Genomic DNA, 13,745 nt, shown 5'->3' with positions numbered 1-13,745 from the left:
GTCGTCACGAAACGCGGCGGCTTCATCTGGGTGCATGAACGATATACCGCCCCCGGTTGGCGCTGCCGCTTTGTGACAGATACCCTTTCTTGACCAGCGATTTCAGCGCGCGGAAGAATGTCGGGCGCGAAACGCTTTTGACAAGGGTGTGTTCGATCAAACCGAAAGTGCGCACTTCCTCGTCGGATTTGGACAGTTCCTCGGCGGCATAGTAGATATCGCGCTCAACCGGAGAGAGCTTCTCGAGGCCCAGCGTTCGTTCCATGCTCTGCATGAGTTTGCGCAATTCAGTGAGTTTCGAAATTTCCGTCATGATTTTCCGTTTTCCCCTTAGTCAGGTTTCAGTCACCCGTGGTGATGAGAAACATGCAGTGTGGTGCTGTATTTGGCATGTCTCATATTGACACTCATCCCTCTGGGACTAAACTGGTTTCCTGATTAGGCTGCTCAATTTCCAAGGTGAGTGAGTTCTTGAGAGCTGCCCAAAAGTTCTTTCAGTTGCGGCCCGGTGCGTTTCGTGCCGGGCACTTTTTTGACCTAAATGAAAACGTGGGTAGCGCAATTTACCGCATCAGGCAATGCAATTGCCAACACATATGGGTGAATACATCTATATGGCGAGCAGTGCTGCGCCTTTCACCCGGGTCCGGATGAAATCAGGGGCGCGGTGGCCCCTGAAATTGCCTTATCCGATTGCGACGGCTTTGATGTCTTCGTCGATAAAGGGCAGATATTGCTCAAAGTTTTCGGCAAACATCTGCACCAGTTTTTCAGCCTGTTTGTCGAAGGCTGCCTGATCGTCCCATGTGCGGCGCGGGTCCAGCAGGACTTCGGGCACACCGGGAACCGAGACCGGAACGTCAAAGCCAAAGCTGGCATCCTTGCGGAACTCCGCATCCGCCAGCGACCCTTCCAGCGCCGCAGTCAGCAGCGCGCGGGTTGCCTTGATGGGCATCCGGCTGCCAACGCCGTAAGCGCCTCCGGTCCAGCCGGTGTTCACCAGCCAGCAGGTCGCGCCGTGCTGGGCAATCTTGTCCCGCAGCAGGTTGCCGTAGGCCTCGGGGCGGCGCGGCATGAAAGGTGCGCCAAAGCAGGTCGAGAATGTGGGCTGAGGCTCGGTAATGCCACGCTCGGTACCGGCGACTTTCGACGTGAAGCCTGACAGGAAGTGATACATCGCCTGCGCCGGTGTCAGCCGCGCAATCGGGGGCAGAACACCAAATGCGTCGCAGGTCAGCATGATGATATTCTTTGGATGGCCGCCCAACGCCGATTTCGATGCGTTCGAGATATATTCCAGCGGATAGGCGCAACGCATGTTCGCTGTCAGGGAATCGTCGTCGAAATCCAGTTTTTTGGTCTCGGGATCGAAGACCATGTTCTCGATCACCGTGCCGAATTTCGTGGTGGTGGCGTAAATCTCGGGTTCTGCCTCGGCATTCAGGTTGATGGTCTTGGCATAGCAGCCACCTTCGAAGTTGAAAGTGCCGCGGTCGGACCAGCCGTGCTCGTCATCGCCGATCAGCACGCGGGACGGGTCGGCGGACAAGGTGGTTTTGCCGGTGCCGGACAGGCCGAAGAACACGGCGGTATCAACCGGGTTGCCCACAGCATGGTTGGCCGAGCAGTGCATCGGCATCACGCCCTTTTCGGGCAGCATGTAGTTCAGCAGGGTAAAGACAGACTTTTTGTTCTCACCTGCATATTCTGTGCCGCCGATCAGGATCAGCTTGCGGTCGAAGTTCAGCGCAATCACGGTCTCGCTGCGGCAGCCGTGCTTTTTCGGGTCCGCGCTGAAACTGGGGCAGTTGATGACGGTGAAATCCGCGGTGAACTCGTCCAGGTCAGCGCGGTCCGGCCGTCGCAGCAGGTGGCGGATAAAAAGGTTGTGCCAGGCCAATTCGGTGACCATGCGCACGTTGATCGAATAGGCCGGATCGGCCCCACCGACCAGGTCCTGCACGAAATAGTCGCGACCCTTCATATGGGCCAGCATATCTTCATATAGCGCGTCAAAGCCCTTGGCGGTCATTGCGGCGTTGTTTTCCCACCAGATGGTGTCGGCGACGCTGTCGGTTTTGACAACATGCTTGTCTTTCGGAGACCGGCCTGTGAATTTGCCAGTCGTAACCAGAAACGCGCCGCCATTGCCCAGCGTGCCCTCGCCGCGCTTCAGCGCCTCTTCGATCAGCGCAGGTTCCATGAAGTTGTAATAGACATTGCCCAGACCCTCGATGCCCTGATCCTCGAGGCGGAATTGCGGGTTAACCCGTCCAGATGTCATGTGTGTCTTCTCCTGTGGCGGCGCGAAGGCTGTTTGGCCTTATGCGCTCTTGGGGCAGTATGCCGGGAAAAACCGGCGGATGGGCGGGTCTTATCACGGTCATTTAGGGCATGAACAGGACGGTTTGGCGCAGTTAGCGCAACCAAGTACAAGTTTAGCGCCACCAAGAATTTTCCGCCAAAAATCTGGGCGGCAATTTGCGGGCAGCAAGGCAAATTTGCCGCAAGCTTGCCCCAAGAAAGGCACGATTCGCAGTTACGGATTGATTCGGCGTCCTAAAAACGCCAACAATGCCTTACAAATAAGCCAATTATTGCAAGAGTGAGCAGGAATAGGGATGAACCCGATGTCAAAGATTGCACTGGTGGATGACGACAGGAACATTCTGACGTCGGTATCCATGACGCTCGAAGCCGAGGGTTTTGAGGTCGAAACATATAATGACGGGCAGGCTGCCCTGGATGCATTCAACAAGAAATTGCCGGACATGGCCGTGCTGGACATCAAGATGCCCCGCATGGACGGCATGGACCTGTTGCAAAGGCTGCGCCAGAAAACTCAGATGCCGGTGATCTTCCTGACATCCAAGGATGACGAGATCGACGAGGTTCTGGGCCTTCGCATGGGCGCGGATGACTATGTCAAAAAGCCTTTTTCACAGCGTCTTCTGGTTGAACGTATCCGCGCGTTGCTGCGCCGGCAGGAAGCGACCGAGGGCGATGTGTCCGCTGCCGCCTCGGGTGATGCCAAGGTCATGGAGCGGGGTGAACTTCGGATGGATCCGCTGCGCCACGCCGTAAGCTGGAAGGGCACCGATGTTTCGCTGACAGTGACCGAGTTCCTGTTGTTGCAGGCGCTGGCGCAGAGACCGGGGTTCGTCAAAAGCCGCGATCAGTTGATGGATGTGGCCTATGACGATCAGGTTTATGTCGACGACCGCACCATCGACAGCCACATCAAGCGGCTGCGCAAGAAAATGCGCGCGGCAGATCCTGAGTTTTCGGCCATCGAAACCCTGTACGGCATCGGGTACAGATACAACGAAGAATAAGAATAGCCTTCTGATAAGGGGTAGCCGGGTCTCGTGCGCGATACCGAACAAGCTAATGCGCTGCGCGACGGAGATGTCGTTCTGGGGGATGACTGGGTCATCCCGCATGATCCCGAGTCCCATGAACTCAGGGCAACGCGGTCGCGACGCAATCTGTTTTCTCTGCGCGGCTCTCCTCTGGCGCGCAAGATCATCACGTTCAACCTGATCGCCCTGGTCATTCTTGTGACCGGGTTGCTGTATCTGGACGATTCACGCAAGGAGCGGGTCCAGCAGACGGCGCGCAATCTGGTGGGTGATGCCCAGCTGGTCAGCAACGTGTTCGAAACCCAGCTGCGTCAGGCGGATTCCGACGGCCCCCGGGACGCTGCTGATCTGGATGTCAGGGACACGTTGTCCGGACTTACACTGCCCGATGGCGGCGAGGTCTTCATTTATGATGCCCAGGGCACCCTGATCGGCTGGACCCGAGGCGCTTCGCTGCCGGCGCAAATGCCTCTCGGGTTGGAGTCAGGGGCCGATGCGCCAACCGGCAGTACAGTTATCAGTGACGGTCTCAATGCCGTCTGGATGGGTCTGACGACAGTATTCACGAAACCGCAGGAAACCGATCCACCGACGCTTGCACAACGCGTACAGGAAATCATCCCGCAGGCATTGCTGGGCAATGTTCAAATGCAGGCGGTTCAGGATGATGCAGGGGAAACCGCAATCGTGGCGGCTGCGCCCATTCTGTTTGACGGAAGCCCGGTCGGTGCCGTTGCCATGGCCGGTCCGGCCGGTGAGATTGATGCGCTTGCCCGGCAGGAGCAGGAGCGCATTCTGCAGATGTTCGTGGTGGCCCTGCTGGTGTCTGTCGGCCTGAGCCTTGTTCTTGCATCAACCATCGCCAACCCGCTTGCGGATCTGGCGGCGGCTGCCGAGATGGGCAGGGACAGGGGGGCTGGTGTCAATCCGGGCCGCATTCGAATTCCCGACCTCAGCGCCCGCCCCGATGAAATCGGGCAGCTCAGCGGAGCGCTGCGAGGGATGGTGACCGCGCTTTACAACCGGATCGATGCGAACGAGCAGTTTGCGGCGGACGTGGCGCATGAAATCAAGAACCCGCTTGCAAGCCTGCAATCGGCAGTCGGGACGCTTCGCATGGTCAAACGCGACGACCAGCGCGAGAAACTTTTGGGCGTGATCGAACATGACGTGCGGCGCCTGGACCGGTTGGTCAGTGATATTTCCAACGCATCCCGACTGGATGCCGAACTGGTCAAGGAAGAGGAGCAGCCCTTTGATCTGCTCAAGCTGCTGGGCAATCTTGGGCAGTATCTGGGCGAAGACGCGCGGTCGAAAGGGATCGACTACATCACCGATCTGCCGCCCGACCCGATTGTGATCAACGGGCTTGAGGCGCGACTGGCACAGGTTTTCGTCAATCTGATCACCAATGCGATTTCCTTCTGTGAGGAAAGCGATGCCATTCGGGTCTGGGTACGACAGCGCGAGAACCGGGTTCTGGTGGTGGTGGAAGATACCGGTCCGGGCATACCCGATCAGGCGCTGACCAAAGTGTTCAAACGCTTCTACTCGCAGCGCCCGGTCGAGCATTTTGGGAACAACTCGGGCTTGGGACTTGCGATTTCAAAACAGATTGTCGAGGCCCACGGCGGTGTGATCTGGGCGGAGAACATCCGTCCGACCGAAGCGGACATAACTTCGGATCCTTTGGGCGCCCGGTTTGTTGTCGGGCTTCCTTTGTAGGCATATGTCCAGCCCGACCCTTTCTGCCATCGAACAACAGAACACAGCTTGTATCCATGCCGCTTGCGTCAGCATCGAAGGGCACGGCCTTCTGATCGTGGGGCGTTCTGGCGCGGGCAAGTCGTCACTGGCGCTGCAGATGATGGCGCTCGGGGCACGGCTTGTTGCGGACGACCGGGTCAATCTGCATGTACGGGATGGCCATGTGATCGCCGACGCCGTTCCGGAGCTGCGGGGCGTGATCGAGGCGCGTGGTATCGGCCTGTTGCGCGCAGACTCTAAGGGTCCGGTTCCTGTCAGCCTCGTTGTGGATCTGGACCAGAGCGAACCCGCACGTCTGCCCGAGCCACGGATGGTGGTTCTGCTGGGGCATCCTGTTCCCTTGCTTTGGGGCGGTGAAGTCCCCAATTTGGCCGCAGCATTGGTACAATTTATGAAAATGGGACGAATGGATCCGGAATGGCCCGGGAACTGACAGCACAGCGGCGTATCGTTCTGGTCACCGGGCCTTCGGGTGCCGGACGTTCGACCGCAATCCATGTTCTCGAAGATCTGGGCTTTGAAGCCATCGACAACCTGCCCATGGGGCTGTTGACACGCCTTCTGGATGGCCCGGAAAGCGACCGGCCCATGGCGCTTGGGATCGACGCGCGCAACCGCGATTTTTCAACCATCGGATTCATTGAACTGGTGGCGAAACTCAGCCGGATGGAACAGGTCGATCTGACCACCCTTTATCTGGATTGCAGCGATGACGTGCTGCTGCGACGCTTTTCCGAAACCCGCCGGCGGCACCCGGTGGCAAGGGATTCCAGCCCCGAATCCGGCGTACGCCAGGAAAAGGAGCTGCTGGCCCCGATCTGCGAAATTGCCGATACGCTGATCGACTCGACAGCACTGAATGTCCATCAGTTGCGCGATGAGGTCGAGCGATGGTTCGCACCTCAGGGCGGCCGACATCTGGCGGTGTCGATTGAATCCTTTTCGTACAAGCGCGGCCTGCCAAGGGGACTGGACATGGTGTTTGACTGCCGGTTTCTGGCCAATCCGTACTGGCGCCCTGAATTGCGCGCGGCCGATGGTAGAAACCCGGATGTTGCAAGCTATGTTCAGTCGGATATGAACTACGGACCGTTCTTCGACAAGGTCGTCGATCTGCTCAGGCTTTTGCTGCCGGCCTTCCGGGCCGAGGGCAAGGCGCATCTTTCGGTTGCGTTTGGCTGCACAGGTGGGCAACATCGTTCGGTCGCGATGGCCGAAGCGGTCGCAAAGGCCCTTGCGGAAGAGAGCCAGCAGGTGGCAATCAGACACCGCGAAATGGAACGACGTTCGTTGAATGTGAGGCCGGATTGATCGGGATCGTAATTGTAGCGCATGGCAGGCTGGCCGAAGAGTACCTGGCCGCGATGCAGCACGTGGTCGGGACACAGCCGGGTCTTGTCGCGATACCGATCGAGGCCGATCATGATCGCGACGCCAAACAAAGCGAAATATGCCGTGCCGCGGATCAGGTCGACGCTGGCGATGGTGTCGTTGTCGTGACTGACCTGTTTGGCGGCAGCCCGTCGAATCTGAGCATGCGGGCCTGCGCCCCGCAGGATCGTCGCATACTTTACGGCGCAAACCTTCCCATGTTGATCAAACTGGCCAAAAGCCGCCACTTGCCCGTCGGCGATGCCGTCCGGCAAGCGATTGAGGCTGGACGAAAATATATCAATGCGCAGAATGTCACGTTGGACTAAAATCGGATTAATTGACCATGACCACCCGAAGCTTGAAAATTATTAACGAAAAGGGCCTACACGCCCGTGCCTCAGCCAAGCTGGTCGAGGTGGTCGAGGGATTTGATGCCAGTGCCGAGGTTTCGCGGGACGGACTTTCTGCATCCGGTGACAGTATTATGGGCCTTTTGATGTTGGCAGCATCGCGCGGAACCACTATTGACGTCGAGACGTCCGGACCGGATGCTGAGGCGTTGGCGGAAGCCTTGGAAACTTTGGTGAACGACAAGTTCGGAGAGGGATTCTGAGCCGGTCCTGCCAGGACAGGAAGAACGGGAAAACCAGGAATTGGCGGAAACAACGCACGAGACCAAGACGAACCCGGTGGTAGATGGGGCCGGTGAACAAGGCGAAATCTATGATCGCAGAACGCTGACCTACGCCAACTCGTTTGACGATGCCTGGACTTCGGCTGCCATTCGGGTCATCGAATGGTGCACCGGAAAACTGACCATTTTGCGAATGGTCAATAAATTCGAAAAAAAGAACGAGTTGTACCGCGGCCAGCGTTTTTGGGGCGGCGCGCTCGAGGTGATGGGCATCAAACTGACCACGCCGCAGGAACAGATCGATCGCATTCCCAAGGAAGGCCCGGTCGTTGTGGTCGCCAACCACCCCCATGGCATGGTTGACGGCATGATTTTTGCCGAACTGATCGGCCGCGTGCGCAGCGATTATCGCATCCTGACCCGCTCGGTTCTGACCGGCCTGGATGAAGCTGCGACATCGTTCATGATCGCGGTTCCGTTTCCGCACGATCCCGAAGCCCAGGCCAAGATGCTGGAAATGCGCGGCAAGGCGATGGAACACCTCAAGAATGGCGGCGTGGTAGCCTTGTTCCCTTCGGGCGTGGTGATGTCTTCGGACAGTTGGTTCGGTCCCGCACAGGAACGGGAGTGGAACGTTTTTACGGCCAAGATGATCCGCCGGTCCGGTGCTCAGGTCGTGCCGATCTTTTTTCCTGGTTGCAACTCGCGCTGGTATCAGATCGCAAACCGTGTTTCCCCGATCCTGCGTCAGGGGCTGCTGCTGCACGAGATCGTAAGGTCCTGCAACAAACCGCAGTCTCCGGTCATCGGTGATCCGATTTCGCAGGACGACATGCAGCTGCTCGAAAAAGACCCGCGCGGGTTCATGGCATGGCTTAGAAAGCACACCTTGGCTCTGGGTGGTGGGACCAGGGCCTGATCCGCGTCTTCATCTGGCTGAAAATATCCCGGGGGTGAGCCCGGATGAAATCCGGGCGAGGGGGCTGGCCCCCTGTGCGTCAGCGCGTTGGTATTGGGACTTCGCCACGATAGTCATAAAACCCGCGCTCGGTCTTTCGCCCCAGCCAGCCGGCCTCGACATACTTTGTCAGCAGTGGACACGGACGGTACTTTGTGTCGGCCAGACCCTCATGCAACACATTCATGATCGCCAGGCATGTGTCCAGGCCGATGAAATCCGCCAGCTCCAGCGGCCCCATCGGATGATTGGCGCCCAGCTTCATTGACTGGTCGATGGACTGAACGCTACCGACACCCTCATACAATGTATAAACCGCCTCGTTGATCATCGGCATCAGGATCCGGTTCACGATGAAGGCCGGAAAATCTTCGGCGCTGGCCGCGGTCTTGCCCAACCGGTCCACAACAGCTTTGCAGGCTTTGTAGGTCGCTTCATCCGTTGCGATGCCGCGGATCAACTCGACCAGCTGCATCACTGGTACAGGGTTCATGAAGTGAAAGCCCATGAACCGTTCCGGACGGTCGGTTCGGCTGGCAAGACGCGTGATCGAAATGGAAGAGGTATTCGAGGTCAGGATCGTATGGGGCTGCAGATGCGGTTGAAGGTCCTCGAAAATGGCCTGCTTGATCGTTTCGCGTTCGGTCGCGGCCTCGATCACAAGATCGGTTTGACCCAGTTTAGGCAATTCAAGCGTGGTATCGATGCGCAAAAGGGCGGCCTGCATGGCCTCGTCGGTGATCTTTCCGCGGGACACCTGCCGGGCAAGATTGCCTTCGATCGTCGCCAGAGCATTGTCCAGCGCCTCCTGGCTGACGTCGGTCAAAAGGACGTCATATTCCGCCAGCGCCAAAACATGGGCGATGCCATTGCCCATCTGGCCCGCGCCGATCACTCCGACTGATTTTACATCCATGTTCAGGTGCCTTTGTCCCATAGGTTGATCCGACACTATCGGCAGATCGGGGCGGGCGGCAAGGGGTTGGATCAGGCTGAATTTGCTTCAAATGCGCACATTAGGGTTTTATCAATTCCTGCGGCCGCAAGATGGCACCCGGGTGAAAAACAGGTGGGTGTTATGAGCTATCTTCAGGTCGGCTCGGGCCGGGTCGATGTTGCCGTTTGCCAATATGAACAATCCAGGCTCTGGTTTCGCGGGCCTGAGAAGCGACCGGACAAGTCCTCAGTGGTTTGTGTTGGCGGCGACGAAACATTCGGGCGGTTCGTGGATCAGCCGTTCCCTTCAGTGTTGGAAGGGCGTGTGGGAAAGTGTTGTGTCAATCTGGGCAGCCTGTTTGCCGGGGCCGAGGCGTTGGTGCGAGATCAAGGGATACTGAACCTGGTGAATGGTTCCGGGCTGTGCGTGTTGCAGATCCCCGGGCTTGCCGGTCAGTCGAACCCATTTTATCGGGTGCATCCCCGCCGAAATGATAGGTTTCTTGAGCCGACGCGTAGGCTCGTAGATCTTTATCCTGAAGTTGATTTCACAGAATTTCACTTTGTGAAGCATCTTTTGACGCGGCTATTGGACCTTGGGGCCGCCCGGTTTGCGTTGTTAGCCCAGGGTTTGCAGGATCAGTGGTGCCAAAGCCTGCAGTCCTTTCTCGAGCGTGTTGGACCGCCAGTGATCTTGCTGTGGCTGCGCGTGCACAGGCAATCGCCATGCGATGTTGGCGGGCAATTGCTGGTCGACAGGCCAATGGTCGAGCAATTCCGATCGCATTGCGCGGGTATCGTCGAGTTGTCGGTCTGCGTTGCCGGCGCTTCAGACGAACTTGAGGACGTGCTGTTCGGAACATTGCAGCAGCCCATGGCAGAGCACATGATCGGCCCGGCCGCACACAGGGGCCATCGCGGATGCTCTGGTGCCGGTTATTCAAGATCTGAACTGAAAAAGGCCCGCCTTGCGGCGGGCCTTGAAGATTTCTCGTCGAGAAAATTGTGTTCTTGATCAGCCAAGCTTTTCGGTCAGTTCCGGAACGGCCTGGAACAGGTCGGCAACCAGTCCGAAGTCGGCGACCTGGAAGATCGGCGCTTCTTCATCCTTGTTGATTGCGACGATGACCTTCGAGTCCTTCATCCCAGCCAGGTGCTGGATCGCGCCCGAGATGCCGACGGCAACGTACAGGTCCGGAGCCACGACCTTACCGGTCTGACCCACCTGCCAGTCGTTCGGAGCGTAACCCGAGTCGACCGCCGCGCGCGATGCGCCAACAGCAGCACCCAGCTTGTCAGCCAGAGCTTCAATCAGTTTGAAGTCTTCTTCGGAGCCAACACCGCGGCCACCTGAAACAACAACGCCAGCCGAGGTCAGCTCGGGGCGGTCGCTGGCCGCAACCTTGTCCTCGACCCAGGACGACAGGCCCGGATTTTCGCCGACCGAGATGGTCTCGACCGGGGCCGAACCACCTTCGCCCGCCGCGTCAAAGCTGGCGGTCCGCAGGGTGACGACCTTTTTGGCGTCGTTCGATTTCACGGTCTGGATCGCGTTGCCTGCATAGATCGGGCGTTCGAAGGTCGAGCCGTCGACAACGCCAGATGCATCCGAGATCACCATCACGTCCAGCAGCGCTGCAACGCGCGGCATCACGTTCTTTGCGTCGGTGGTGGCGGGTGCCACGATGTGCTCGTACCCGTCGGCCAGACCCACCATCAGCGCTGCGGTCGATTCCGCCAGGCGGTGGCCCAGCGAAGCGTCTTCGGCAACCAGAACCTTGGAAACGCCGTCGATCTTGGCAGCAGCTTCACCAGCGGCAGCGGCGGAACCGCCAGCGGCCAGAACGGTTACATCGCCCAGAACTTTCGCGGCATTGACGGCCTTGGCGGTGGCGTCCAGCGACAGCTCACCATTGTTGACTTCAGCGAGAAGAAGAACAGCCATTACACAGCCCCCGCTTCTTTGAGTTTCTCGACCAGCTCGTCGACCGAGCCCACGATGATGCCCGCAGCGCGTGCCGGCGGCTCTTCGGTCTTGACGATTTCCAGACGCGGAGTGACGTCGACGCCGTAATCGGCGGCGGTTTTCTCGTCCAGCGGCTTTTTCTTCGCCTTCATGATGTTGGGCAGCGACGCATAGCGCGGCTCGTTCAGACGCAGATCAACGGTCACGATGGTCGGCATCTTGACGCTGATGGTCTGCAGGCCGCCGTCCACCTCGCGGGTGATCTTGGCGGTGTCGCCTTCAATGTCCAGCTCGGACGCGAAGGTGCCCTGGCTCCAGCCCAGCAGGGCCGACAGCATCTGGCCAGTGGCGTTCATGTCGTTGTCGATCGCCTGCTTACCCGCCAGAACGATGCCCGGCTGTTCTTCCTCGACCACTTTGGCAAGGATCTTGGCAACGGCCAGCGGTTCGATGTCCTGATGCACGTCATCGGCAGCAACGACCAGAATGGCGCGGTCCGCGCCCATGGCCAGAGCGGTCCGCAGCGTCTCCTGCGCCTGCTTCACGCCGATCGAGACGGCCACGACTTCCTCAGCTTTGCCAGCCTCTTTCAGGCGGATCGCCTCTTCCACTGCAATCTCGTCGAACGGGTTCATCGACATCTTTACATTGGCGAGATCAACACCGCTCCCGTCCGCCTTCACGCGAACCTTCACGTTGTAGTCAATCACGCGCTTGACAGGCACAAGTACCTTCATTTTTGCGTACGCTCCTTACAAAAACGGCAAGCCGCGTCGCGACTCCACCAATGCTCTCGGGGTGTAGATAGCGTCTCAATCCGCGCGACAACAGAGCAAAATCGTCACGTCGTAAGCTTGAGACGTCGCGTTTCATGATTTTTTTACGTAACGGTAGTGTCGCAGTGGGAACGGGTTAGTGCGCGACGGGACGAGTGGCGGACCGGAACAGACGCTTTACTGTGATTGTCGGGCCGAGGCCTCACCCTTCCGGTCGCCACCGGGTCTACAGGACACCGTGCCGCTTTCAGCGGTTCGCGCCCGGAACCCACAAAACGTCAGCCTGGCCGTCGTTGTTGGCGCAGCGGGCGGCGACGAAGAACCAATCGCTCAGCCGGTTCAAATATTTCACGGCGACTACGTTGACGGGCTCCATATTGGACAGTTCGACCACCAGACGCTCGGCACGCCGCGACACCGTGCGACATACATGCAATTGCGCCGCCAGCCGGGTGCCGCCCGGCAGGATGAAACTGCGCAGCGGCTCCAGCCGTTCGTTCATGGAGTCGATCTCGGCTTCCAGCCGGTCGATCTGTGCCGGAGCGATCCGCAATGGCGGGTAATCCGCCTCGGCATCCTTTTCCATATCTGGACGGCACAGATCAGCGCCCAGATCGAACAGATCGTTCTGGATGCGCGCCAGCGCTGCTTCGACATCGCCATCGGCTTCCGCGCGGGCGACGCCGACAAAGGCGTTCAGTTCGTCCACCGTGCCATAGCCAGCCACACGGCCCGAGTATTTGGCGACCCGTTCGCCATTGCCAAGCGCGGTTTTGCCATCGTCGCCTGTGCGCGTGTAGATTTTGTTCAGAACAACCATTTATTGCCCTCCCTGTCCGCGCAGATAGACGTAGAGCACAATCAGCACCACGGCAATGAACTGAAACAGGATGCGCAGGCGCATCATCTTGTTGCTTTTGTGGGCCGCTTCGGTCCCACCTTTGCCAAAGTTTGCAATGCCCAAAGCCAAAACGACGACAACTGCCGCCATGGCCAAAAGCAAGACCAGCATGATCAGGTCCATGGAGCCCTCGTCCGCGTTTGTTTTCACGCCTCCATCTAGCGGGCGCAGCGGCAAAAGCGAATGGGTTTTTGTGTCTCAGCCCAATGACAGAATGCGATCTATGGTTTTTGTGGACAAAACCCGGCGCAGATACCCGGCGATGTAGGTGGGCGTGGTGACGTAATAGCGCGCGCGCGGTCTTTTCGCGCTCACGGCAATCGCGAGTTTGTCGGTCACGGCTGATGCGGGCAGTTCAAACCGGTCGGGGCCAGAAGATTCGTAGAGTCGTGTCAGCAGCGAAGTTTCGTATTTTTCCCGCAATGCCGAGTTTTCCCAGTCGATGAACCGTTCAAACACCGGGATCGAGTTTTCCCGAATCTTCGAAGTGATCGGCCCGGGTTCGATCAGGACGACCTTAATATCGGTATCCCTGAGCTCCAGCCGCAGGGTGTCGGTCAGACCCTCGATCGCGTATTTCGTCGCGACATACGCACCGCGCCAGGGGAACGCGACCAGTCCAAGCACCGATGAGCATTGTACTATACGACCGTGACCCTGACGCCGCATCACCGGGATGACCTGCCGGGTCAGTTCGTGCCAGCCAAATACATTGGATTCGAATATGACGCGCAACCCATCCGTCGGCACGTCTTCTATCGCACCGGGCAATCCATGTGCACCATTGTTGAACAGTGCATCCAGCGTGCCGCCGGTCGACTCAAGCACCTGTGCCAGGCCTGTTCGGATACTATCCGCATCTGCATAATCGATTCGCGGACTGTCAAAGCCCTGTGCCCTCAGCCTGTCGCAGTCGCGCTGTTGGCGGCAGGCCGCGAAGACTCGCCAGCCGCGGGCGCGCATCCCATGAGCCGCATCCAGGCCAATACCGGAAGAGCAGCCTGTGATCAGAATGGATTTCTGCATGTCATCCCCGAGATGTTCTTTTGCCAAAAGCTATGGCGCGGTCCC

At 58.5% G+C, this 13,745-nt stretch carries 17 protein-coding genes; 9 read left to right on the top strand and 8 right to left on the bottom strand.

Going from position 1 to position 13,745, the window contains the following annotated elements; all coding sequences use genetic code 11:
• Nucleotides 1–22 precede the first annotated feature (22 nt).
• A complete protein-coding gene (locus tag ACR3EQ_RS11110) occupies nt 23–313 on the bottom strand; it encodes a hypothetical protein (RefSeq protein ID WP_170611898.1) in 291 nt (96 codons plus the stop codon).
• Between the two features lie 372 nt (nt 314–685).
• Nucleotides 686–2,284 (bottom strand): phosphoenolpyruvate carboxykinase, encoded by a 1,599-nt coding sequence (locus ACR3EQ_RS11105; protein WP_480490637.1) that lies wholly within the window; start codon nt 2,282–2,284, stop codon nt 686–688.
• 79 nt (nt 2,285–2,363) lie between these two features.
• Between ACR3EQ_RS11105 and ACR3EQ_RS11100 the strand changes: the two genes are divergently transcribed.
• From ACR3EQ_RS11100 to ACR3EQ_RS11065, 8 genes are read left to right on the top strand one after another with little or no spacing between them, the layout of a single operon-like run.
• Complete coding sequence (locus ACR3EQ_RS11100) at nt 2,364–2,609, top strand: hypothetical protein (protein ID WP_170611894.1); 246 nt, start codon at nt 2,364–2,366, stop codon at nt 2,607–2,609.
• A 21-nt stretch (nt 2,610–2,630) separates the two neighbouring features.
• A complete protein-coding gene (locus tag ACR3EQ_RS11095) occupies nt 2,631–3,335 on the top strand; it encodes a response regulator (protein WP_170611892.1) in 705 nt (234 codons plus the stop codon).
• Between the two features lie 33 nt (nt 3,336–3,368).
• A complete protein-coding gene (locus ACR3EQ_RS11090) occupies nt 3,369–5,087 on the top strand; it encodes a sensor histidine kinase (RefSeq protein ID WP_170611889.1) in 1,719 nt (572 codons plus the stop codon).
• A 4-nt stretch (nt 5,088–5,091) separates the two neighbouring features.
• Nucleotides 5,092–5,562 carry an HPr kinase/phosphatase C-terminal domain-containing protein gene (locus ACR3EQ_RS11085; RefSeq protein WP_170611887.1) on the top strand — a complete coding sequence of 157 codons (471 nt, stop codon included), beginning with the start codon at nt 5,092–5,094 and terminating at the stop codon, nt 5,560–5,562.
• The gene (gene rapZ / locus ACR3EQ_RS11080; RefSeq protein ID WP_170611885.1) at nt 5,547–6,440 is read left to right on the top strand and encodes an RNase adapter RapZ; all 894 of its coding nucleotides are present in this window, start codon (nt 5,547–5,549) and stop codon (nt 6,438–6,440) included. The genes ACR3EQ_RS11085 and rapZ overlap by 16 nt, the downstream gene beginning before the upstream one ends.
• Nucleotides 6,437–6,829: a PTS sugar transporter subunit IIA gene (locus tag ACR3EQ_RS11075; protein ID WP_170611883.1), complete on the top strand. Its 393-nt coding sequence runs from the start codon at nt 6,437–6,439 to the stop codon at nt 6,827–6,829. Before rapZ ends, ACR3EQ_RS11075 begins: the two co-directional genes overlap by 4 nt.
• 17 nt (nt 6,830–6,846) lie before the next feature.
• Nucleotides 6,847–7,116: an HPr family phosphocarrier protein gene (locus tag ACR3EQ_RS11070; RefSeq protein ID WP_170611881.1), complete on the top strand. Its 270-nt coding sequence runs from the start codon at nt 6,847–6,849 to the stop codon at nt 7,114–7,116.
• A 40-nt stretch (nt 7,117–7,156) separates the two neighbouring features.
• Nucleotides 7,157–8,056 (top strand): lysophospholipid acyltransferase family protein, encoded by a 900-nt coding sequence (locus ACR3EQ_RS11065; protein ID WP_170611880.1) that lies wholly within the window; start codon nt 7,157–7,159, stop codon nt 8,054–8,056.
• Nucleotides 8,057–8,135: 79 nt separating this feature from the next.
• Here ACR3EQ_RS11065 and ACR3EQ_RS11060 read toward each other — a convergent pair whose 3' ends face one another.
• On the bottom strand, nt 8,136–9,011 hold the full coding sequence (locus ACR3EQ_RS11060) for a 3-hydroxybutyryl-CoA dehydrogenase (protein ID WP_170611878.1): 876 nt from the start codon (nt 9,009–9,011) through the stop codon (nt 8,136–8,138).
• Between the two features lie 162 nt (nt 9,012–9,173).
• Between ACR3EQ_RS11060 and ACR3EQ_RS11055 the strand changes: the two genes are divergently transcribed.
• Nucleotides 9,174–10,046, top strand: coding sequence for a DUF6473 family protein (locus ACR3EQ_RS11055; protein ID WP_480490634.1), 873 nt, complete (start codon nt 9,174–9,176; stop codon nt 10,044–10,046).
• Here ACR3EQ_RS11055 and ACR3EQ_RS11050 read toward each other — a convergent pair whose 3' ends face one another.
• The 5 genes from ACR3EQ_RS11050 to ACR3EQ_RS11030 all read right to left on the bottom strand — a co-directional run bounded on the left by ACR3EQ_RS11050 (nt 10,047) and on the right by ACR3EQ_RS11030 (nt 13,700).
• On the bottom strand, nt 10,047–10,976 hold the full coding sequence (locus ACR3EQ_RS11050) for an electron transfer flavoprotein subunit alpha/FixB family protein (protein ID WP_480490633.1): 930 nt from the start codon (nt 10,974–10,976) through the stop codon (nt 10,047–10,049). It abuts the gene before it with no gap.
• Nucleotides 10,976–11,734 (bottom strand): electron transfer flavoprotein subunit beta/FixA family protein, encoded by a 759-nt coding sequence (locus ACR3EQ_RS11045; RefSeq protein ID WP_170611874.1) that lies wholly within the window; start codon nt 11,732–11,734, stop codon nt 10,976–10,978. The genes ACR3EQ_RS11050 and ACR3EQ_RS11045 overlap by 1 nt, the downstream gene beginning before the upstream one ends.
• 286 nt (nt 11,735–12,020) lie before the next feature.
• Nucleotides 12,021–12,593: a cob(I)yrinic acid a,c-diamide adenosyltransferase gene (locus ACR3EQ_RS11040; protein WP_170611872.1), complete on the bottom strand. Its 573-nt coding sequence runs from the start codon at nt 12,591–12,593 to the stop codon at nt 12,021–12,023.
• Nucleotides 12,594–12,797 carry a twin transmembrane helix small protein gene (locus ACR3EQ_RS11035; RefSeq protein WP_170611869.1) on the bottom strand — a complete coding sequence of 68 codons (204 nt, stop codon included), beginning with the start codon at nt 12,795–12,797 and terminating at the stop codon, nt 12,594–12,596.
• A 75-nt stretch (nt 12,798–12,872) separates the two neighbouring features.
• Complete coding sequence (locus tag ACR3EQ_RS11030; protein ID WP_170611867.1) at nt 12,873–13,700, bottom strand: SDR family NAD(P)-dependent oxidoreductase; 828 nt, start codon at nt 13,698–13,700, stop codon at nt 12,873–12,875.
• Nucleotides 13,701–13,745 lie beyond the last annotated feature (45 nt).

It is taken from the genome of Ruegeria sp. AN11, from assembly GCF_056536005.1.
The sequence above is the reverse complement of the archived record's forward strand: the minus strand, read 5'-3'. Positions and strand labels throughout refer to the sequence as shown.